At 61.2% G+C, this 22,087-nt stretch carries 18 protein-coding genes and 1 pseudogene; 10 read left to right on the top strand and 9 right to left on the bottom strand.

The genetic code is table 11. The annotated features are described in order from the left end of the window. Positions 1-358 precede the first annotated feature (358 nt). Positions 359-1,648: a hypothetical protein gene (locus CLU93_RS25940; protein WP_143451819.1), complete on the top strand. Its 1,290-nt coding sequence runs from the start codon at positions 359-361 to the stop codon at positions 1,646-1,648. Positions 1,649-1,768: 120 nt separating this feature from the next. Here the strand turns inward: CLU93_RS25940 and CLU93_RS25935 are convergent. The 3 genes and pseudogenes from CLU93_RS25935 to CLU93_RS25925 all read right to left on the bottom strand — a co-directional run. After that, a pseudogene (locus tag CLU93_RS25935) lies at positions 1,769-1,933 on the bottom strand (IS4 family transposase); the annotation flags it as partial. A 63-nt stretch (positions 1,934-1,996) separates the two neighbouring features. Then, positions 1,997-4,300 carry a TonB-dependent receptor gene (locus CLU93_RS25930; protein ID WP_257225098.1) on the bottom strand — a complete coding sequence of 768 codons (2,304 nt, stop codon included), beginning with the start codon at positions 4,298-4,300 and terminating at the stop codon, positions 1,997-1,999. A gap of 279 nt (positions 4,301-4,579) precedes the next feature. Next, on the bottom strand, positions 4,580-5,827 hold the full coding sequence (locus CLU93_RS25925; protein ID WP_099764605.1) for a PepSY-associated TM helix domain-containing protein: 1,248 nt from the start codon (positions 5,825-5,827) through the stop codon (positions 4,580-4,582). Between the two features lie 228 nt (positions 5,828-6,055). On the opposite strand from CLU93_RS25925, the gene CLU93_RS25920 reads away from it, so the two are divergent. The 5 genes from CLU93_RS25920 (at position 6,056) to CLU93_RS25900 (ending at position 10,445) form a co-directional block, all read left to right on the top strand. Further along, entirely contained in the window at positions 6,056-6,886 is an 831-nt protein-coding gene (locus tag CLU93_RS25920; RefSeq protein ID WP_099763958.1) for an alpha/beta fold hydrolase, read from the top strand. Further along, positions 6,886-8,433: a hybrid sensor histidine kinase/response regulator gene (locus CLU93_RS25915; protein WP_099763957.1), complete on the top strand. Its 1,548-nt coding sequence runs from the start codon at positions 6,886-6,888 to the stop codon at positions 8,431-8,433. The genes CLU93_RS25920 and CLU93_RS25915 overlap by 1 nt, the downstream gene beginning before the upstream one ends. A gap of 7 nt (positions 8,434-8,440) precedes the next feature. After that, a complete protein-coding gene (locus tag CLU93_RS25910; protein WP_143451818.1) occupies positions 8,441-9,403 on the top strand; it encodes a hypothetical protein in 963 nt (320 codons plus the stop codon). Between the two features lie 72 nt (positions 9,404-9,475). Continuing rightward, the gene (locus CLU93_RS25905) at positions 9,476-9,991 is read left to right on the top strand and encodes a hypothetical protein (protein ID WP_099763955.1); all 516 of its coding nucleotides are present in this window, start codon (positions 9,476-9,478) and stop codon (positions 9,989-9,991) included. Between the two features lie 7 nt (positions 9,992-9,998). Continuing rightward, on the top strand, positions 9,999-10,445 hold the full coding sequence (locus tag CLU93_RS25900) for a hypothetical protein (RefSeq protein ID WP_099763954.1): 447 nt from the start codon (positions 9,999-10,001) through the stop codon (positions 10,443-10,445). Positions 10,446-10,570: 125 nt separating this feature from the next. Here CLU93_RS25900 and CLU93_RS25895 read toward each other — a convergent pair whose 3' ends face one another. The 4 genes from CLU93_RS25895 to CLU93_RS25880 all read right to left on the bottom strand — a co-directional run bounded on the left by CLU93_RS25895 (position 10,571) and on the right by CLU93_RS25880 (position 14,023). After that, positions 10,571-11,410 (bottom strand): DUF3037 domain-containing protein, encoded by an 840-nt coding sequence (locus tag CLU93_RS25895; RefSeq protein WP_099763953.1) that lies wholly within the window; start codon positions 11,408-11,410, stop codon positions 10,571-10,573. Beyond that, positions 11,407-11,970, bottom strand: coding sequence for a HipA family kinase (locus tag CLU93_RS25890; protein WP_306595378.1), 564 nt, complete (start codon positions 11,968-11,970; stop codon positions 11,407-11,409). Before CLU93_RS25890 ends, CLU93_RS25895 begins: the two co-directional genes overlap by 4 nt. 76 nt (positions 11,971-12,046) lie before the next feature. Then, entirely contained in the window at positions 12,047-13,264 is a 1,218-nt protein-coding gene (locus CLU93_RS25885) for an MFS transporter (RefSeq protein WP_099763951.1), read from the bottom strand. Positions 13,265-13,549: 285 nt separating this feature from the next. Beyond that, positions 13,550-14,023, bottom strand: coding sequence for a DUF6328 family protein (locus tag CLU93_RS25880; RefSeq protein WP_099763950.1), 474 nt, complete (start codon positions 14,021-14,023; stop codon positions 13,550-13,552). A gap of 386 nt (positions 14,024-14,409) precedes the next feature. Between CLU93_RS25880 and CLU93_RS25875 the strand changes: the two genes are divergently transcribed. Continuing rightward, positions 14,410-14,829 carry a YidB family protein gene (locus CLU93_RS25875; protein ID WP_099763949.1) on the top strand — a complete coding sequence of 140 codons (420 nt, stop codon included), beginning with the start codon at positions 14,410-14,412 and terminating at the stop codon, positions 14,827-14,829. Positions 14,830-14,995: 166 nt separating this feature from the next. Here CLU93_RS25875 and CLU93_RS25870 read toward each other — a convergent pair whose 3' ends face one another. Next, the gene (locus tag CLU93_RS25870; protein ID WP_099763948.1) at positions 14,996-16,105 is read right to left on the bottom strand and encodes a LacI family DNA-binding transcriptional regulator; all 1,110 of its coding nucleotides are present in this window, start codon (positions 16,103-16,105) and stop codon (positions 14,996-14,998) included. A gap of 166 nt (positions 16,106-16,271) precedes the next feature. Further along, a complete protein-coding gene (locus CLU93_RS25865) occupies positions 16,272-18,356 on the bottom strand; it encodes an Ig-like domain-containing protein (RefSeq protein ID WP_099763947.1) in 2,085 nt (694 codons plus the stop codon). A 177-nt stretch (positions 18,357-18,533) separates the two neighbouring features. Between CLU93_RS25865 and CLU93_RS25860 the strand changes: the two genes are divergently transcribed. From CLU93_RS25860 to CLU93_RS25850, 3 genes are all read left to right on the top strand, one after another. Next, entirely contained in the window at positions 18,534-19,784 is a 1,251-nt protein-coding gene (locus CLU93_RS25860; protein WP_099763946.1) for an Hsp70 family protein, read from the top strand. 38 nt (positions 19,785-19,822) lie between these two features. Further along, a complete protein-coding gene (locus tag CLU93_RS25855) occupies positions 19,823-20,452 on the top strand; it encodes a 3'-5' exonuclease (RefSeq protein ID WP_180287949.1) in 630 nt (209 codons plus the stop codon). A gap of 178 nt (positions 20,453-20,630) precedes the next feature. After that, complete coding sequence (locus tag CLU93_RS25850) at positions 20,631-22,028, top strand: tetratricopeptide repeat protein (RefSeq protein WP_099763945.1); 1,398 nt, start codon at positions 20,631-20,633, stop codon at positions 22,026-22,028. Positions 22,029-22,087: the final 59 nt, after the last annotated feature.

The raw sequence follows: 22,087 nt of genomic DNA, 5'->3' as shown, positions 1-22,087 counted from the left end.
GCTGCGTTGCCAGGGATTGCCATCTATTCGCCGCGCCTGAAAGCCATATCGTTATACATATTTTCTTCACCAATAAAATCAATGGCTTGACGCTTCCCTGCATCTGTTTTCAAGGCGTGCGCTGATAACTACACGGTAAACATTTCAAGTCAGGCCAGCGGATTTTCGCCTAATTTTTAGGCAAAAAACTGCGCAAAACGCCGATTCGCGGCAAATGAGCGAACATCAGAAAAAGATGGGTATAACGCCATGGGTTCGGGCACGGTCGGAATCTCGCTCATCGCTAGTGCCAACGCTGCATATGTTAGAGGCATCTCTGTTATTATCGCTCGTCATATTATTAGCTAAGCGCGCGACCATGCCAAACTTCTCACATTATGTCAGCGAATTGATAAAATTCTGGAATGATCTGGGATGGCTTGCCAATTTTCTGGCAGTCGCCGTGATCATGTTGCCAGCAATAGGCAAAATCAGAGCAATGATGAGCCGGCGGCGCCAGAAGAGGAGGGCTGTTACCAATACTAAAATGAACAGTGCATCTTATCTGGAATGGATGCAGCGCGTCATATCAAAAATTTATGCAGGCCGGGAGCTTGTTTCGCTGTATGGAAAAAAATATCCTGCAATTATTCTCAGACCGAGTAAAAAATTTCTTTATCCGTTCAGTGAGCTGTGCCATTTAGCATCCACGGATATCAAGCCCTTGCGCTTGAGTCGATTACAAAAGGATTATCTGCGCTTCCTCGGCGATTCGGTAAAACGACCAAAGATGAAGGGATTCGCCACCAAGGAAATTCTGCTGGACGAACACGGAAAGATCGTCGCCGTGCATGCTCAGGCAACAAACTATCAGCAGAATCTTGTTACGGCGCACGTTCTGGAATGGGAGCTTTTCAAGCGTTACAAAAAAAATGCAGAAATCACCGACGACATCCTCTCGGAATTGAAGTTACGTTCGGCATATCACGGAGGCCAAGCACCACTTCAAGCCGTGCTAAAGCCATGCGACGCTTTCCCGTTAATCAGCGTTCAAGCACTGGTGATCTACAAGGACTACAAGGATCCCAACAGCGTAATGTGGAAGGCGATCGTTGCGCAACGCGGCAAGAATGTGGCGATCAAGCCGGAGCTGTGGCAAATCCAGCCGGCCGGCGGCTTCGAAGTGTATGGGCACGAGGATGATGATCTTGACATACAGCTCAGGCAAGGCTTTGATGTTCGTGCCGCGCTATTCAGAGAGTATGCGGAAGAATTATATAATGTCGAGGAGCTCAGCTTTCGCAGTGACGGAAGAGATTCCGGCAGCATTCTGGCGGAACCCCATATTTCACAGCTCATCACACTTATAGGTGATAACAAAGCGAGCATGGATTTTCTAGGCATCATCACCGATTTGACCGTATTGCGCCATGAGCTGTCTTTTTTGATTGTCATCGATGATCCAGACTACTGCCGGTATCCCATCATCGGCAGTTCCGAGGCAAAAAGAATGTTCAGTCTAAACATGGCCGAGTTAAAATCGACATTTTCAAACCAGAATGTGCATTCAAGCAGTGCTGGCCTGCTCCAACTGGCGATTGAAAGCGACAGGCTGAAATCGCTTGGCATTTCCTCGTCGCTCGAGACTGCCGACGATGGGATGCCCTGACAAGGCACCGAGTTATACACAAGTCCGATCCGGCCAAGCGCAGCTGCGAAAAACTTTTAACAATCAATGACTTACCGCAGCCCTTGTAAACTGGCCGCATTTCAGGTTTACTCCACGCCGTTATACATAATTCTTGGCGTTGGCCCAGTCTCGTAATTTCTCCATTGTTTCCGCTGCGACGTAGACCTCTTTCATGCCAAGCCAGATGGTCTTGACGCCGGGTTCGCCGTCGCTTTTCCGGCCGAGGAATCCCCCCAGCCGAGCGACCAGTCGTAGCACATCGTTTGAATGTAAAAGGCTTTTTCGGCCAGGTGCTCGACGGTCCGGACTTGTGTATCACGACGTGCCTTAAAGCCGGGCGCTCAAGCCGATCTGGAAACCACGGCCTGGCAAGGGCGCAATGTATTTCAGTGGAGAATTGTGCGGCCTGGCATCGTCATCGAGCAGGTTGCTGCCGCTAATAAATACATCGATGCCTGCAAACGGCGAATTTGGCACCTGCAGTGCGCGGCTCAGCTGGAAATTCACCATGGTGTAGCCGTCGAGCGGCACTTCTTCGCTGACACTCTTGCCCAGGTACTTCTGCTTGTCGTACCAGGTGCTCGACACCCTGGCCTTCCAGCCCTGGTTTTCCCACTGCACATTCGCGCCGTAGCGGTTGGTGGGCATGTTGGGCAGGTATGCCCCGTCGTTGTGCGCGCGCAGCTTGTCGGGATGGTCCGCCTTGTTCTTGACCAGGTCGGCAAATGCGGAAAGATTCAGCTTGCCATAATTGCCCAGCTGAATGACCTGGGAAACGTCGATCTCGAATCCCTTGACCGTCGTATCGGTCTGCTTCCAATATTTTAATGGCAGGCGATTGGCCATCTGGGCTCCGGAATGGCCAAGGTACAGATAGTTCTCGTATTTCATGACGTAGCCGGTTGCGGACAGGTTGAAGCCGCGATGGCCGAACAGGGCGGTGAGTTCGGTACTCCTGGCGCGCTCGGCCTTCAGGTTCTGGTTGCCTTCTTCCTGGGTCATGATCGAATAGTGGCGGTTGCTCGCATACAACTCATTGACGTCGGGCGCTCTTTCCGAGGAGGCATAGCGCAGCTTTGCACCGAAAAGCTGGCCCAGCTTGGCCGAGGCCCCCAGGCTATAGCTGTTCAGACTGAACGATTTGTCTTCGAGTTTGGAATTGCTCGCATTCCTCGACGTCTTGAAGCCGCTCTGGCGGATGTCGTGCTCCACTATTTCATGGCGCAAGCCCGCATCGAAGGTGGCCCAGTCGACGTCGAGGCTTTCCTTGAGGAATAGCGCGCGGCTGAGCGTGCTGGCATCGGGCAGGTAGAGCTGCGGGCCGCTACCGGCGATATCCCTGGACTGATGGCTCAGGCCTAGCATGCCGCTCAAGGGACCGGCGCGCCGGTGTGCCAGCAGGAGCTCGGCCTGATTGGTGTTGAACCGGTAGTCATTCGCCTTGGCAGTACCGAGGCGTTCTCCCGACGCATTGTTCAGGCGGGACACGCGCAGTTGCGCGCTTTCAATGTACGCGACGGGATCGCGCAGATGGGCTTCCAGCGCATATTTATCCTGCTGTATCACCACGCCGACGGGCAGTCCCTCGTCATAATTCGCCCCGAAAGACTTGTTCTCCATGGAAAAGCCCGGCACGCCATATTCGCTATTCTTGGTATCGAGGCTGACGGCCACGTAGCCACGGTCGAAAAAGTAGGTGCTGCCGACGGCAAAGTGGGAATTGCTGGCATGGCTGTTGCCCAGGGTGCCGTGATAATCGGGGGTGACGTCCTTGTTGATCTTGTTCTGGGTCGTCGACGGCGTACCGGGCACGTATGCGGGGTTGGCCGGATTGACGTAGGTCTTGCGCTGCCAGACGGAGGTCGGATGATTGGTGTAGAAGGAAAAATCACCGTCCGCCCAATCCGGATTTTCCGTCATGAACTGGTCGATAAACGGTTGCGATGCCTTGTTGTAGACCTGCTGGATTCTCGCTTCTTTCTGGCAACTGTCAGCCAGAAAGGTATTCACGCCGCCGCTCGAAGGGAACAGCTGGCTGTTGCACACGCCGGCCTTGCTGTTGCCCGGAATTGTGTAGTGCCCGATCTTCTGGAATGACATCTGCAGATTGGTCGAAAAGCGCTGCCCGTCGTTGAAATTCAGGCGCAATCCTTGTGCATCGGCATCATTGAAACCCTTGCGCAGAACCAGTTCCAGGTCTTTCGGCTTGTCCTCCATCTTCCTGGAAATGAGGCCGGAATCGACGTCGACGCTGCCGCCGATGGCATTGCCGCCGAAGCGCACGCTATCGGACGATTTGTTCACGCTGACGCTGCGCGCAAACAGCGGATCGAACGGGATATTGATGTCGCCGCTGAGCGCATTCATGCCGAGGATGGACTGGCCATCTTCGAGGATCTGCACGCGGCTGCCGCTCAGGCTGCGTATCACCGGTGCGCCGGCATTCGGCCCGAAGGCGCTGCTTTGCACGCCCGAGACATGCTCGAGCATGCCGCCCAGCGTCCTGTTCTGCGCTTGCGTATTTTCAACGACAACGACGCTGTCGATGCCCGACGGCCTGTCTGCGCGGATGTTGATGGTCTGCAGGGTGATGTCGTCTGCCGCGTAAGCGAGCGGGGTAGTGGACAGCATGGCAGCTGCGAATACGTGATGGCGCATGGGACTCTCTAAAAAGGCGGAATGGGGTGCTGGCGCTGGACGCGGGCACAGCGCGACGGCATAGATGCAATCGAGTTGCAATAATAGCTCGCGCGGAATGCTAATGCAAGTAAACTGCATTTGATGACATTGGCCGGGCTGGCGCACGGAAAGCGCGCAGCGCAGACAGCCGGCATGTGCCGGCTATTGGGTAGCAAAGTGTGGAAGTGCGATGGCGGCTATGCGTTGTGAAGTCGCGCGTTCAGGTCAATTTCAATGGCTCTTCGCCTGCAGCCGGCGCGCACGGCGCTTTCTTTCCCAGATGACGATGCCTGTCACGGACAGCATGGCGACCATGATGCCCATGAGGGACATCAAGATGCGTCCCGGCAAGCCGAGGATGCGGCCCGAGTGCAAAGGGAATTGCAGTTGCACGAAGACGTCGGCGGCCGTGCCTTCCCATGGCTTGTGCTGGCCGATGATGCTGCCGTCCATGCCGTCGACGTACAGATTCGACAGGCCCATGCCGGCCGCGCCGAATTCGTCGGCCGGGTCGAAGAAGGAGACGTTGTAGAACGAATAATTGCCGCCATAATAAATGCCGCCGATGGGCGCCGTGATGCCGCGCTGCACGGCTTGTCTTTTTGCAATATCCACGGCCTGCTCGAAGCCGATCACGGGCGTAATATACGTGCCGTAGGGCGCCGGCGTCTGCGTTTCGTACGGTCCCGGCGTGGTGGTGGACACCAGCGACATGACGGGATAAAACACTTCGCGGTACAGGTTCAGCGAGAACGAGGTGAACGCGACGACGATGATGATGGCCCACACCCACAGGCCTCCCGCGCGGTGCAAATCGAAATTGAGCTTGTAGCCGCCCGCCGCCCAGCGCACCAGCCACGACGGTTTCCAGCGCTGCCACCAGCTGGCGGCGTCGCGGTGGCGCGGCGTCTCGTCCGGGGCGCGTGGGCGAAGGCGGCGTGGCGTGGTCAGGTAAAACGCCACCATGCTGTCGAGCAGCCAGATCAGGGCGACCGTGCCCATCAGCCAGTAGCCCCAGCGGTCCGTGCCCCAGAAAGCGGGCACGTGCAGGCTGTAGTGCAAGTGGCGCAGGAACGGCATCAGGCTGCGGCGCGACAGGGAAATGGCCGTCGAATCGCGCGTGCCCGTGATCTGCGCGGTGACGGGGTCGATGTACACGGTGTTGTAGTCGAGCACGAACGGTTTGTTGGTCGCCGGATCGGTGAGCGGGCGCACCATGAAGGCGGCCGCATGGCCTGCTTCCAGGCCCAGGGTCATGTAATTGACTGCCACGCGCGGGTCGGCGGCGGCGACCTTTTGCGCCAGCGCAAATGGTTGCTGCAGGGGGCCACGGCCCGGCGTGTCCATGATGTCGGCGTTGAGCCACTCGTCGAGTTCATGGTCCCATGAGGTGACGGCGCCCGTGAGGCCTGCAACGATGAGGAAGAGGGCGATGGTGAGACCGGCCCAGCGGTGTATGACAGTCCAGAAAGCGCGCATGCGGTACAAACCTTCAACATGAAACCGGCTTGTTGCCGCCAGCAGGCGCCATGGCGGCGCACAGGGAACGCCAGGCACGGGCCTGGTATTTTGATAATGGGAATCGTTCTCATTATCCGCCGTGGCGCAGAATTTGTCCAGCGACGATGGTATTGCCTAGGGTCAAATTGCGCATGCTAAGATGCTAGCAAGAAGTTAATTTACATTCCACATAGAAATACTCAAGGCATGCGCATAGAAGATCGGAACAATATCCACGTGTGCGAATGCAGCGCTGCGCCGCAGGCGGGCGCGGCAACCACCATGGTGTTCATGCATGGCTTTGGCTGCGACCAGACCATGTGGCGCTACCTGGAGCCGCTGTTTCGTCCCCGCTACCGCACGGTGCTGTTCGACCTGGTCGGCAGCGGCGCGTCCGACCTGGACGCCTATGATGTCGATCGCTATGCGCGCCTGGATGCACATGGCGCCGATTTGCGGCAAGTCATCCATGCCGTCGGCGGCGGCCCCGTCATTTGCGTGGGCCATTCCGTCAGCGCCATGAGCGCCTTGCTGGCCAGCATCGCCGAGCCGGACTTGTTCGCCGCGCAAGTCATGCTGGCGCCGTCACCGTGCTATATCGATGACGCGGCGTCCGGCTACCGGGGCGGCTTCAGCCGTGCCGACATCGACGACTTGCTCGGTGCCATGGACAGCAATTACCTGGGCTGGTCCGCCAGCATGGCGCCGGCCATCATGGGCGCGCCCGGGCAACCGGCGCTGGGCGACGACCTGGCCAGCAGCTTTTGCCGCACGGACCCCGCCATCGCCCGGCATTTCGCGCAAGTCACCTTCTTGTCCGACCACCGTGCCATCTTGCCGCACAACCGCACGCCGGCCCTGATCGTGCAATGCAGCGACGACTTCATCGCGCCACCGCCCGTGGGCGAGTATTTGCGCGACATGCTGCCGCACAGCAGCCTGCATGTGGTCGAAAACGTGGGCCATTGCCCGCACATGAGCGCGCCCGATGCCAGCTACCGCGCCATCCGCCACTTTCTCGACGGCTTGCACCTGTAATGCGCGACACGCTGCCTTCCTTGCCTGACGCCAATACCTTGTTCCAGCATGCGGCCTGCGGCTTGCTGCTGTGCACGGCCGACGGCACCATCGTGCAGGCGAACGCCACCTTTTGTGGCTGGCTCGGCTATGGCGCCAGGGAATTGTTTGGGAAAAAGAAACTGCAGGACTTGCTGACCATCGGCGGGCGCGTGTTCCACCAGACGCACTGGCTGCCGCTGATGCAGGTGCAGGGCAGCGTATCGGAAATCCTGCTCGATATGCGCCAGCGCCAGGGGCTATCGATCCCCATGCTGTTCAACGCCGTGCGGCGCGTGCACGAGGGCGTGCGTTATGACGAGGTCGCCGTCTTTGTCGCCAGCGACCGGCGCAAATACGAGCAGCAACTGCAACTGGCGCGCAAGGAGGCCGGCGAGCTCAACGAGCAGCTGGCGGCCGCCGACCGGCGCAAGGACGAATTCCTGGCCACCCTGGCGCACGAGCTGCGCAACCCGCTGGCGCCGATGCGCAATGTGCTGGAAGTGCTGCGCCTGGCGCAGCTGGACGATCCGCAGCTGTGCTGGGCACGGGACGTGCTGGGCCGGCAAGTGAGCCACATGACGCACCTGGTCGACGACTTGACGGAAGTGTCGCGCATCACGCGGGGCCGCCTGGAGTTGCGCCGCGCCAGCGTGGAACTGGCGCCCGTGGTGGACGCGGCCCTGGACAGCGTCGCCGAGCTGGCGGCGCAGTCCGGCCACAAGGTGCACGTGGAGCAATGGCCGCGGCCCATCTGGCTCGACGCCGACGCCACGCGCCTGGCGCAGATGATCGCCAACCTGCTGACCAACGCCGTCAAGTACACGCCCGCCAACGGCGTCATCTGGCTGGACGTGGCATGCACGGAACACGAGGTGCGCATCAGCGTGCGCGATTCGGGCATCGGCATCGCGCACGAGCATCTGGACACCGTCTTCGACCTGTTTTCGCAGTTGCCGCCGGCCCTGTCGCTGGCCCAGGGTGGCCTGGGCATCGGTCTGTCGCTGGTGCGGGGGCTGGCCGAATTGCATGGCGGCAGCATCAGCGCGCACAGCGATGGCGTGGGGCAGGGCAGTACCTTCACATTGCGCCTGCCGCTGCCGGCCGTGCCGTTGCAAGCGCCTGCGCCCGCCAACCGCCGCCTGCTGGCCGGCACGCGCGAAGGCAAGGTGCTGGTCATCGACGACAGCGTCGACGCGGCCGAAAGCCTGGCGCTGGCGCTCGACATCCTCGGCTACGACGTGCGCACGGCCTACGATGGCGTGGCCGGCATGGCGGCCGCGCAAGCCTTTATGCCGCGCGTGATCCTGCTCGACATCGGCTTGCCGCACATGAATGGCTATGACGTGGCGCGCCTGCTGCGTTCCCAGCCGTGCGGCCAACATGCCATCCTGGTCGCCGTGACGGGCTGGGGCCAGGACAAGGACCGCCAGATGGCGTCCGACGCGGGTTTTGATTTGCATCTGACCAAGCCCGTGGATTTTTATGAGCTCGATGCGGTGCTGCAGAAGATGCTGCAGGCAGGGTGAACGATACATGCCGTGTCAACCACAATCGTCCCACAGCGTGATCCAGGAAGAATGGGATCTGTGTGATTTGCTGGATGGCGCCCGCGCGCTTCACGATGCCTTGCTCGATTACGAAGGCGATGGCGTGTATGCCGACCTGCTCCTTCCCTGGTTGCGCGCGAATCCGCCTGCGCTGGCCTGGCTGCGCTCATTTGCGCAAAGGCAAGGAAATCCTGTTCCGCCAGCAAGCAAAGAGGAATTGTGGGTACTCCACGCGTTCAGCCGCATAGGCCAGGTGCTGGTCTTGCCCTTGCAACAGGGGCGCGGCAATGGCAATGGCGAAGGCTGGGCCGGACCGCCGCTGTCGCTCGCCGAGTATGAGGCTTTCGTCGAGGCGCTGGGCATGACGGTGCTGCGGCCGGCAGAGTTTTCGCCTTTTTATCACGAGATAGTCGGGCTGCAGCCCGCTGGGTCTGCGCATGCGCGTGCCGCGATCATGGCCTGGCGATGGCCGTGCGTGATGCTCGGCAACATGCTGTTTGCGCGTGGTGGCGTCGATGTCTGCGCTGGCAAGACAATTTTCAAGCCCGGTATCGCCGACGCATCGACGCTGTACTGGGCTGACCGCCGCAAGGGACGCCCTGTCAACGACCTGTCGCATGGGTGGGGTAGTAATTCGCAATGGCGCACGTCTTTCCGCCGCGACTATGTCGTGGACGATACGCGATTTTACAATGTGGATGGCAAGTATGATCTGGCGGAGCAGGCGGCCGAGACGGCAGATGACGGCCTGTTTCCGGTACTGACCCTGGCGCAAAGAATTGAGTTGCTGACGCAGCGATGCCTGGTCAGTAGCACGACAGCGCACGATGATCTGTTCCCCTATGACGACTGCTGGCGCGAAGCTGTGGACAAGGGCCGCTTGCACGGTTGGTGGCCGCGCTGGCTGTCAGCCTTGCGTGGCAGTGGCAGGCGGGAAACAAAGGCTTGAAACCTGGGTGCGCGATGATGCTGAAGCACGCTCGGGGACGACATGGCCGTCAGCGGCATTGGATGGAAAGATATGGAACAATTGACAGAACTTGAAAACGCCGTTTTCCAGCTGCGCATGGGTTTTGGCCCGGCGGACCGCTGCGTGGACTGGGCCGTGGAGCGTTTGCGCCTGGACCAGGAAGGTGACGACCTCGAGGTCGTGCTGCTGGCCAGCGCCCGTGGCCGCGACGAGGTGCTGCCGCTGGCCGACGTGATCATCGCGCGCTACCGGGGCGCGCAGCGGCTTGACGAGCAGTTCCTGGCCGGCAAATACATCGTCGAACTGCGCGCAGCTTACCTGGCGGGCCGGGAAAGCGTATCTTCGCTCGATGCCATCTTTACCCGCTTGTACCCGGCGCTAGCTTATCCCGACTGGCTGACGATGCTGAGCCGCAATTGCGAGTATGCGATCGACGTACCCGATTTCGAGCAGCCGTTCGAGGATGAATTCCACTATATCGCCAGCCTGTGGGCGCAGGCGGGGAATCTGGCCGCGTTCGAGCGTGCATACAGCCGACAAACTTCCAATGTGCATGACATTAAGTAAAGTGCGAATGATTGACAACAAGGTGCTGCGCGCGCTTGGACTCACCGAAGCCATGCTGTGCCATCTCGATGGTGACAGCGTTGCTTCGCCATTCGACTACCGTTGCCAGGAGGCACACGCATGGCGTGCCTCTCCCATTGCCGGGCGCGGCATCGTGCCCCTGTGGGAATGTGGCATGGTGCTCGATTACTTCAATCCCGCCAACGGCCGCTTCGAGCGCTGCAGCCTGGAGAATGTTGACGAGGTGTGGTGCAGCTACGCTTCGCTGCAAGGCTTGCTGGCGGAGCTGTTTCTCTATGCCTGCGAGGATGATGTGGATGACGTTGCGCTGCGCACCTGCGCCAGCCTGTTCGGCTTTCATGAGGTGGAGCGCCTGCTGACCGAGGTGTCCAATGCCGGAGCCGGCTACAAGCAATGGCGTGCATGCTTTGGCGCGAGCTGCATGGACCACTAAGGTAACCGGCGCACCGTTGTTACCATGCTGCCTGCGTGTGTCTCTGCCGCTCTTTAATACCACGGCCATTCACTGTGTGGCGGCGGTGGCGTTTGCCCTTGAGGAGTAGGATACCTGTCTTATAGTCAGCCTCTATCAGTAGCGAACTTGAGAATCTGACGCTCATCGTCTGCAGCTACTACCTGTACATTTTCAGCAAGCAAGTCTTGCCTGATCTCTTGGAATGCATAATAAGGCTTGGTGTTGGCTGCCGGTTGAGTGACCGGGAACAGTACTTTTGGCGGCAGTGCATTGCGTTTGCGTAAGCGCCGTACTTTATCGACCCATTGACCGCCATGTGTGAGGATTTTGGTGCTATCGCCTTGGGCAAGGTACAGCGGTTTGATCACTCGTTCAGCTTTGCCTTCCACCATGTCGACAAATGGAAAGTTTACGGCGAAATCTTCCGTACCAACCTTTTCACGTTGATATCGAGCTCCGACTTGCGCGTTGAAGAGGAGTTTGCGAACATTGTTTTCCAATAAACGCTCTTGATACTCCTTGGTTACAAAGTTGCGTTCGACATAATGATCAAATAGCTGCAGAAGTTTGGCCTTTGGATCCTCCGCCAGGACGACGCGTTGATCGGCAAACTGCAACATCGCTTCCCGGGGACGAACCACTTCAGCAAACAGATTTCTTGCGAGTACTATATCGGGCTGCGTTTTTCGTCCATCCAATGCCAGCCGACGAAGCTCAAGAGCGAAGCGATCCATCTCTTCTTTAAAAAGTTGGCGGCCATCCAAGTAGATTTGACGGTCAAGCTGATGAAAGAATTGCGTGATACGGCCATACCGCTTCAGTATACGGAAGCCGAAGAAGCGCGCTTCGGGCGCGATCAGCGCAATACCGACGTTGGCGAACTCTCCGGTTTCCACAAACGGGCGAAATCGCAAAAGAGCATATTGGCAGGCGAACTTTTTCATGGGGTATTCCAAAAATCTTCTTGGCGGCAACGCTGCAGGCAGGTCTCGATTTCATCCCACGTTACGTCTGCTGGTACGCCATCATCAACATACCACCAAGAGTCGGGTATGTTAGCACGGATGCCTGCCAATCTTGGCAAAATTGCCTCTAACTTGCTTGCGTAGTGCTCGCGTTGAAGATGGTCGCTAAAAATGACGTTCCACCTGCTCGCAAACACATGCGTTTTCAGGAAGTTGCTCGGGTTAAAGTGGCGATCAAAGGCCTGGTTATGGTCAATCACGACCAATTCTGAGTTCTGCATGTCCCAAAGCAAGTTAGGGTTGCCGCCACGCTCGGTTAAATGACGATCTTCGTTATGCAGCCACCAGTCGAAAACCAGAACATCGTTTGCCAGTTGATCCGGAACAAGGTCTCGTGTGATCGCTGTCAGCTCTTGAGGATGTGGAAGTTCTCTCGAGGCAAAGACTATCCCGCTACCTAGTTGACTGATGTTGGGAAATGCATTCGCCTCAATGAGTTCCTCAGCCACTTCGGCCAATGCATATTCCGACGCAGGAATTGCGAGATCCGCTCCCTATTCATGATTTAGGAAATGATAACGATACAAATAGAATTAGCATTCCTATGCGCCAGCATCAGGCCGGCTGCGCGCCGCCCACATTGCGGCTGCGGTTTTCCACCAGCACGGAAATACCCAGCACGACGATGCCGCCGCAGGCCAGCATGGCGCCCACCCAGCCCGTCGAGCGCAAGCCCATGCCCATGGCGATGGCGATGCCGCCGGCCCAGGCGCCCAGCGCGTTGGCGATGTTGAAGGCTGAATGGTTGAGGGCGGCGGCCACCGTTTGCGCGTCGCCGGCCACGTCCATCAGCCGCGTCTGTACGGCGGGAGCGACGGCGATGCCGGCGCCGATGGCAAACAGGTTGATCGCCGTCAGCCAGACATTGCTGCTGGTATAAGTAAACGCGGCCAGCGCGGCCACGTTCCACAGCAGCACGCCGAAGATGGTCCACAGGCGCGAGCGGTCGGCCAGCCAGCCGCCGATCAGATTACCCAAGGTCATGCCGACACCGATGATGGCCAGCAAGATGGAAATGACCAGGGGCGACACTTTCGTGATTTCCAGCAAGGTGGGCGTGATGAAGGTGTAGACGGCGAACATGCCGCCGAAGCCGATCGCCACCATCAGCAGGGTCAGCCACACTTGCAGGCGGCGGAACACGCCCAGCTCGCGGCGCGGGCTGGAATCGCCGGCGGCCACCATGGGCACGAAGATGCGCACCATCAGCATGGTCAGCAAGCCCAGCGCGGCGACCAGCAAAAAGGCCGAGCGCCAGCCCAGGGTCTGGCCAATATACGTGGCCAGCGGCACGCCGAAGATATTGGCGACAGTCAAGCCCATCAGGACACGGGCGACGGCTTGTCCCCGTTTGTCCGGTTCGGCCAGGGCGGCCGCCACCAGCGCTGCCACGCCAAAGTAGGCGCCATGCGGGATGCCGGCCACGAAGCGGGCTACCACCAGCAAGCCATAATTGGGAGCGATGGCGCTGAGCAAGTTGCCGCCCGCGAACATCAGCATCAGGCAGATCAGCATCAGCCGGCGCGGCATGCGCGCCAGGAAGATCGTGATCAGGGGTGCGCCGACGACCACGCCCAGCGCGTAGGCGCTGATCATGTGGCTCATCTGCGGCAAAGTCGTGCCCAGGTCGTCGGCGACCACGGGCAGGATGCTCATGGAGGCGAATTCGCCCGTGCCGATGGCCAGGCCGCCGAGGGCCAGGGCCAGGTCGGCATAGCCAGCGCCAAAAGGCGCAGTGACGCGCGGAATCAGGGGATCTACGGAGGCGTGCATGTGCTTGTTAGTTGGGTAAAGAATGACAGGGTGGAGAGGCGTGCTGTGGCCCGGCCGGAAGTGGCAATGCGCCACCAGAGTCGACGGATGGCCGGTATTTTCGGGCTATAACAACTGCCCAAGGACAACATTGTAAAAGATTCGGGCAAGCTCTGCAGGGCGACGGCTAAAATCTGCTGCACTGCACACACCCGTGTTTGCTCTTGTTGTTAACGATAACACGGAATGCATCCGCTGTTGGGGGATCTTCCTCGTGACCTTGCTGAAGCAGGCGGGCCTTGCCGTCTAGATTTTCCTGGCGTGCTTCAAGTGCAGGGGCAGCCACCACCACATGCAAATGATGAGTGTACCCATCAGCATGCAGGCGACGATGCCGGCGATGTGGCCGAACACTTCGGACATCACCAGATTGGTGCCGAGGATGAACGCCAACGCCAGCGAAAAGGCGCCGCACATCATGATGCGGTCGGCCACGCGCTTGAAGCGTTCGCGGTCTTGCAGGGGGCGCATCACGCGGTGCTGGATGGCTGGCGCGCTGAGCAGCACCAGGCTGGTCATGGACAGGAAAAACGTCAGCAGGAAGACGACTTTTTCCGCCTGCACGATCTTCGCGAAGCCGCCGTTGAAGGGCAGGATGATGAGGAAGGCCGTCAGCATCTGCGCGCCCGGCAGCAGGATGCGCAATTCGCTGAGCAGGTCGGACAAGTCGCCTTCGTCGCCGGGCTGGCCATCTTCATCCTGGTGTTGCGCGTGTGGCATGGGGCCGTCCTCGTGGTGGTGGTGGTGGTGGTGGTGGTGGGGCCAGTCTACGCACAAGCGACCAGGCCGACTGTGGGCGGGCGCACCTTCAGGAGCATTGCGTGATGCCAGCCGCTAAGCACCCGGAAATTGATACTCCTCCGTAAGCAGGCAAATTAATGTTACACGTTTCTGCGAAGCGTCAATTTACGCTTGCATGTTGTGCTGAACTAAATATGATAGAGGTGGGCGGCTCGGCATTGAGCCTATCTGTGTGTTCATCTTGAAATTGCAATTATGGCACTGTTATTATTCATAGTATAATGATTTCCATGGCGGAGAATAGGCTGCGCCATGCCCGACGCCGCAGTCACGCGGCATGAATCGACAGCGTTCAGGAGAATACGATGAGTTTGCTAGATCAACTTGCAGGACAGGCGATGAGCGCTTTGGGCAACAAGGGCGCGGATGGGGAAGCGTCATCGGGGCTGATGGCCAGCGTGATGGAGCTGGTCAACCAGCATGGCGGCTTGCCGGGCCTGCTGCAGAAATTCCAGGAAAGCGGCCTGGGCGACCAGGTGGCCAGCTGGATCGGCACCGGCGCCAATGCGCCCGTCTCCGGCGAACAGATCAAGGATGCGCTGGGTGCCGACACGATCACGCAGATCGCTGAAAAAGCGGGCGTCGCACCGGACGCGGCCTCGGGCGGCCTGGCAGCCTTGCTGCCCCAGCTGATCGACAAGCTGACGCCGAACGGTCAAGTGCCAGAAGGCAATGACCTCGTCAGCCAGGGCTTGAATATGCTCAAGGGCAAGATCTTCGGTTGAGCAGCCGAAGCCACAACAAAAAAAACCTCGCAGCGATGCGAGGTTTTTTATGTGCAAGGTTTTGTGTGCGAACTTTGAATGTCTGAAAAACGCCTGTGGCTAGGCGCCGCCCCGAGGACAGTACGCAAGTACTGCGAGGGGCCGGCAACAACGCCACGGGTGTTTTTCAGGCAGCGGCCATCATGCCGAGACGCTGTGCCATATACGCCGGTTCGCTGCTCAGCCTCGCCGTGCTCCCCTCCACCAGATAGGAACAATAGCGGCGCCGTTCGGCATTGCCGCCGCGCCGTTCCATTAGTTCTCCCAGCATGGCGACGGCGTCGGTGGCCATCTTTTGCACGGGCTGGCGCAGGGTGGTGATGTCGTAGCTGAGCCAGCCCGACGCTTCCAGCGCGTCGAAACCGGCCACCGACATTTGCAGCGGCACCTGGATACCCATCTGGTGGCGCGCCGTGTCCAGGCAGCCGATGGCCATGATGTCGTTGCCGCAAATGACGGCGTCCGGCACGCGGCCCAGGCGGTCGATGACTTTGCGCAGGCCCCGTCCGCCGCTGGCGTAATCGTAGTTGCCGCTGACGACGATGGGCGCGGGCAAGCCCAGCGTGAACAGCCGGTCCAGCACGCCGGCCTTGCGTTCCTGCGCCACGGCCGAGTCGCCGGGGCCGTCGATGACGGCGAACTGGCGGTGACCCGCCTCGGCCAGGCGCGACACGAGCAGGCGCGCCGCTTCCCCCTGATCGCACAGCACGGCATGCACGGCGTGCTCGCGGGGGCTGCGGTTGAACAGCACCAGCGGCACGTCGCGCCGGCCAAACTCAAGCATTTGCTCGTCCGACAGGCCGGCGGCCACGACGGCGCCATCGACCTGGTATTGCCACACATCGCTCAAGACTTTGCCGATATCGGCTTCGCGCTCCAGGGTAAACAATAATAAACGCTTGCCCTGGCGGGCGATCTGCTGGCTCAGGTCGGACAGCACTTGCGGATAGTACAGGTTGGCCAGGTTGGAAATGATGACGGCCACCAGGTTCGAGCGCCGCGTGATCAGGCTGCGCGCGGCCGCGTTGGGGATGTAGTCGAGACTGATGGCCGCCTGCATGACCTTGGCCTGGGTGGCGGGCGAGATGCTGGCGCCCGGCTTGAAGCAGCGCGACACGGCCGATTGTGACACGCCGGCCAGCAGGGCCACGTCATACGAGGTCACGCGCCGTCCGGCGCCGGGTACGGGGCGGACGGTGGTGCCGGGTGTCCAGGCTACAGTATTCTTTTTTCGCATATTGGTCTGGCAAGCAATCTGTCTCAAAGTATTCCTGCAGGCCCGGCCGCTTGTGGCGGCGTGGGCGGGAAAAATGAGCATAGCGAAAATATTTCCATGTGGCAAGACTGTTTTCTTGTCCATGTTGCAAATAATTTGATTGAATGGCAAGTGGTATGCTTGCCCCTCAGTCGGGGCTGTCGCAGGGGCCGCTGCCATAGGGGCTGATGCGTCCTGGCGGATCCACGCGGCGCACGCTGAAGTCGCTGGCCAGCGTGGGTAGTGGAAAATCCGCCGTGGCGCTCGCTTCCGTGCCGCTGACCGTGCCGCGCACCGTCAGGGCGACGTGCACCCAGGAACCATGGTTGCGCGGATAACTGAGGGTGACGGTGGCCATGCCCAGCGCGTCGCTCAGGCCGCTGGCGCTGACGGTCAGGGGGATGCCCGGATCGAGCACGCCATTGCCGTTGCGGTCGTAGGCGGCGTCAAAAATGCCGTTGCGCAAGACATCTTCATTGGCGCAGCTGTAGCGGGGCAGGGCCAGGCGCCAGACGCCCGTGTCGGGGAACTCGGGCTTGTCCGCCTCCCACACATAATATCCCTTGGCATAGCGGCTGGGCCAGGCGGCAGCCGTGATGGCGACGCCGGACACGGCGTTGCCTGCGCTGTCGGAAACGAATACGGTAAAGTCCTTTTGCAGCACGCTGGTCGAGTATTCGCGCAGCTGGCTGCCCGTGCCCAGCTTGATCGACAGCGCTTGCCGCGCCACCGTCAGGCGCACGAGGGCCGTGGCCGCCGCTTGCGCTGCGCCCTCGATGCGTGCCTGGATCAGCACGCCGTCGCGCCCGCTATCGGCCGGCCCCGCCACATACACGGCGCGCGCCAGGCCGTCGCTGCCCGTCAGCACCCGTCCCGCCTGTCGCAGGTAGCCGCCGCTGGGGTCGCTCAAGATGCTGAACAGCACGGGCGCATTCTTGACCAGGTTGTTCGCCGCGCCATCGCGCACCACGGCGCTGATGGTGCTGATACTTGTGCTGATACTGCTGCTGGCGTTGTCGACCGAGGCCGCCGAAGTGCCCGTATTCGCGCGCAGCACGGCCGGCTCCGCCTGCACGGCCAGCTTGCTGGCGCCGCTCAGGGGAGCGACGAATTCCAGCCGCGTCTGTGCCGAGGGCCCGCCCGCCACGGCCGCCGTGACGGTGGCCACGCCCGCGTTGGCCGACTGCACATAGCTGCGTGGCAAGTTGCCATTGTTAAAGTTCAAGCTGGCAGGCAAGGCCTGGCTGCAGGCGCTGTCCGCAAACAGGCTGCCGCGCGAGGTCGACAGGCTGGCGCTGCCCGTTTGCGCCACGCCAGCCTTGTCGTAGCGCACGTCGATGGGCTGGCAGGCCAGGATCGCCACTTCCGGCAGCACGTCCGCGCCGCTGGCGTCCTGGCCCACGGCCGGACTCAGGCGCAGTTCGCTGCCGGCCACGGCATATGCTTGCGTGGCGGCAGCGCCCAGCGCGCTGACGGAGACGGCATCCTTGCCCAGGCTGCCTGCCGTCAGGCGCAGCAGCAGCTGGCCTTGCGCATTGCTGAGCGCCGCGCCGCCATCCTTGACGCGCAGGCCGTTGCCGGCGCCCGTGCTGTAGGCGATGGCGGCGCCGGCCACGGGCCGCTTTGCCGAGTCGCGCACGGTGACGGTGAGGTCGGCGCCCTGGCCCAGCATCAAGGCGGCCGGCCCCAGCAACTCTACGCTGCTGCCCGTGACCGCCACCGTGCCCTTGCCGCTGCGCGCGCCCACATTGGCCGTCACGGTGATGCTGCGGTTGCTGTTGGCGCCACCGGTGCCCAGCAGGGCGCGCGCCTGGCCGTTCTTGTCTGTCACGGCGTCGACGCTGCCGAGGATGCCGGAATCGGCAGCAAAGGAAATTGTTGCGTTTGGCAAGGCCAGGTTGGCGCCATCCTTGACGAGGGCCGTGACGGCCACTTCACTGCCGGGCAGGCCCGCCGAGGCCAGTTCCGTGCTGGAAAACACCAGGTTGACGGCGCTGGCCAGGCTGGCCGGCTCGGGTGGCGTGACGGGTGGAATCACGGGTGGAGTGACAGGCGGCGTGACGGGCGGATTGATGGGTGGCGGCGGGCTGCCGCCGCAGCCTGCCGTGCTGTGCAGCGAGCAGCCGGCGCCAGCCTGGCTATCGGTACTGCCCCCGCCGCCGCAGCCGACGAGAGAAACGAGGATGGCAGTCAGCAAAGCAGCGGGCAGGTGGCGCAGGGGGGCATGGGGCACGATGGGTCTCCGGGAGCTTGCCGAGTTGCTCGGCGTCAATCCCAAGAGTAGCTTGTGCACACCTTCGCTACTTGATGCAAAGCAAGCTTGTTGTCTTGGCCGTGCCGGAAGTATTTTTCTGGTGCAATGGCGTGCCTTCTGATAAGATAATGCCCCTTTATTCAGGGAAGGGTCGACATGGCCAATGCTTGCGGCGTCGATTTCGGCACGTCAAATTCCACGGTAGGCTGGGCACGTCCCGGGCAGAGCACCATGCTCGGCCTGGAAGATGGCAAGACGACCTTACCGTCCGTTGTCTTCTTCAATGCGGAAGACGAGGAAGTCAGTTTTGGCCGCGCGGCGCTGGCCGGTTATCTGGCCGGTTACGAGGGGCGTTTGATGCGCTCGCTGAAAAGCTTGCTGGGTACCAGTCTCATCGATGGCCAGACGGAAGTGGGCGGCCGCGCCTTGCCATTTCGCATGTTGCTGGCACAATTCATTGGTGAAGTGAAACGCCGCGCCGAGCAATCGGCCGGCCGCGAATTCTCGTCGGCCGTGTTTGGCCGTCCCGTCTTCTTTATCGATGACAATGCGCAGGCCGACCAGCTGGCGCAAGATACGCTGGCCGACGTGGCCCGTTCCGTGGGCTTCAAGGACGTCGCCTTCCAGTTCGAGCCGATTGCCGCCGCCTTCGACTACGAGTCGCAGATCGACCGCGAAGAGCTGGTGCTGATCGCCGACATCGGCGGCGGTACTTCCGACTTTTCGCTGGTGCGGTTGTCGCCCGCGCGGGCGAAAAAGGCTGAGCGGCGCGACGACATCCTCGCCACGGGCGGCGTGCACATCGGCGGCACGGATTTCGATAAATACCTGAGCCTGTCTTCGGTCATGCCTTTGCTCGGCTATGGCAGCCGGCTGCATAACAATAGCGAAGTGCCGTCCAGCTATTATTTCAACCTGGCGACCTGGCACACGATCAACCTGGCGTACACCAAGAAGATCTGGGTCCAGCTGGCCGACGTGTGCCGCGATGCGCGTGAGCAAGACAAGATGGGGCGCTTGCAAAAGCTGATCGACGAGCGCGCCGGCCACTGGCTGGCCATGAAAGTCGAAGAGGGCAAGATTGCCCTGTCCGACGCGGCCGAAGTGCAGCTGGAGCTGGAGCGTTTGTCGCCCGCGCAGAGCCTGTTGCTCAAACGCACGCAATTCAACGACGCCATCGGCCATTTGTGCGGTTCCGTGGAAGAAACCGTGCTGCGGCTGCTGCGCGACGCGGGCGTGGCGCCGGAAGCCGTCGACACCGTGTTCTTCACGGGCGGATCGAGCGGCGTGCGCTTGCTGCGTGAAAAGATCGCGGCCCTGGTACCGGCCGCGCGCAAGGTCGAAGGCGACCTGTTCGGCAGTATCGGTGCCGGCCTCGCGCTGGACGCCGTGCGCAAGTTCGGCTAAGCTGGCCCACCGTAGCATCGCAGAAAGAGCCTGACTTCATGAATGTGTTTGACAAACCGATCGTCATGATCGACTTCGAGACGACCGGACTGTCACCCGACATGGGCGACCGCATCACGGAAGTGGCGGCCTTGCGCATCGAGGGCGGGCGGATCACGGAGCGCTATGTGACCCTGATCAACTGCAATGCGCGCATTCCCTCGTTCATCACGGGCTTGACGGGCATCACGCAGGCGATGGTGGACAAGGCGCCGCCCGTGGCCGAGGTGGTGCCGCAGTTGCTCGATTTCATCGGCAGCGATGCCTTGTCGGCGCACAATGCCAGCTTCGATGAAAAATTCCTGCGCGCGGAAAGCGCCAGGCTGAACCTGACACCCGCGCACCAGTCGCTCGTGTGTTCCTTGAAACTGTCGCGCCGCGTGTTTCCCGGCATGGCCAGTTACAAGCTGGGCTTGCTGTCGAGCCAGCTGGGCATCGCCTTCAAGAGCGCCGCCCACAGGGCCGAGTCCGATGCGGAAGTGGCGGCGCAAGTACTGATCCATATCGGCCGCCATTTGCGCAGCAGCTACGGCATCGCCGATGTCGACGCCGACCTGCTGGTGTCGCTGAACAAGCTGGCGGCCGCGAAAGTGCCGCAATTCCTGCAGAAGCATCCATCACGCCGCTGATCTTCGCATCGCCTCTAGGCGGGCTCATCAAAACGATATAATTTTGTTATTTCGTTTGAGCCTGCTCAAATCCTTCCCCCGTATCGAATTTAAAATTTAGGCAACACACACGATTTCGCCGCCCTGGGCCGCCGTTTTGCGCGTGCTGCCGGCAAGCGCAATGTGGATGGGGGCGCACATGGACAAGCACCATACTGCCAGAGATAGCCACCAGGCGTATATCTGGTTCCGCACGGCGGCCGAACAGGGCAATGCCTATGCCCAGTTCAACCTGGGCTTGATGTACAAGAAGGGCGAAGGCGTGGCGCAGGACGATGCGCGCGCCTTTGTCTGGCTGCGCCTGGCCGCGCTGCAAGGGCTGGCGTTCGCGCAGAACCACCTGGGCGCCCTGTATTACCACGGCCGCGGCGTGGCGCAGAGCGACGAAGACGCCGTGCTGTGGTTTCGCCGCGCCGCCGCCCAGGGCGATGCCTCGGCCCAGCAAAACCTGGGGCAGATGTACCGCAAGGGACGGGGCGTACTGCAGAGCGACGAGCTGGCCCTGGCGTGGTTTTACCGCGCCTCCGAACAGGGCGTGGCCAGCGCGCAATCCATGCTGGGTGTAGCGTATGCCCAGGGATTGGGCGCGAAAAAGAACGATGCGCTGGCCCTGGCCTGGTTCCGCAAGGCAGCCTTGCAGGGCGATGCGCAGGCGCAGCTGAACCTGGGACTCGTCTACAAGCGGGGGCAGGGCGTGGCGCAAAGCGATGCGCAGGCGCTGGCCTGGTTCCGCCAGGCCGCCGCCCAGGGCTTGGCGGTGGCGCAGCGGCAACTCGGCGTGGCGTATGCGGAAGGCCTGGGCGTGGCGCCCGACCAGCTGCGCGCCTATGCCTGGCTGCAGCGGGCGGCCGAGCAGGACGATGCCGACGCCCAGTTCAACCTGGGCCTGATGCTGGCGCGCGGCCAGGGCGTGGACAAGGACGAGGCGCGTGCCGTGGCCTGGTACCGGCGCGCCGCGCTGCAGGGCCATTGCATGGCGCAATACAATCTGGGCGGCATGTATGCGGGCGGGCGCGGCATCGCCCGCGGCTTGCGTCAGGCGCTGGACTGGTATGCCAGGGCGGCGGCCCAGGGCGCGTCGAATGCGCAGTTCAACCTGGGCGTGATGTATGCCAATGGCCAGGGCGTGGAACGCGACGATGTCTGCGCCGTGCGCTGGTACCGTACGGCCGCCGAGCAGGGCGATGCCAGCGCGCAAAACAATTTGGGCGTCATGTATGCGAACGGCCATGGTGTGCCGCAAGACCACGGCCTGGCCGTGCAATGGTATGCGCGTGCGGCCTGCCAGGGCCATGCGCTGGCCCAGTACAACCTGGGCGGCATGTATAACAGCGGGCGCGGCGTGGAGAAAGATGTGCTGTGCGGCTACATGTGGCTGGCGCTGGCGGCCGAGGGCGGCGATAGCGGGGCGGCCAAGGCCAGGGAAGCGGCGGCCGCCAGGCTGGAGCCGGCACAGTTGCAAGAGGCGCAGCAGCGCATGCGGCAATGGCACCAGGGGCGCTTTCCGCCGCTGCCGCCGCTGCCGCCGCCAGACTGAAGCGCCGGCAGCGTGCGCGCACGGACGCGCACTGCATGCGATAATTGCCGAAGAGCATG

The organism is Janthinobacterium sp. 35 (assembly GCF_002754575.1).
GTDB classification, from domain to species: domain Bacteria; phylum Pseudomonadota; class Gammaproteobacteria; order Burkholderiales; family Burkholderiaceae_D; genus Janthinobacterium; species Janthinobacterium tructae.
Note: the sequence above shows the minus strand (reverse complement) of the source record. Positions and strands in the feature narration are given on the sequence as shown.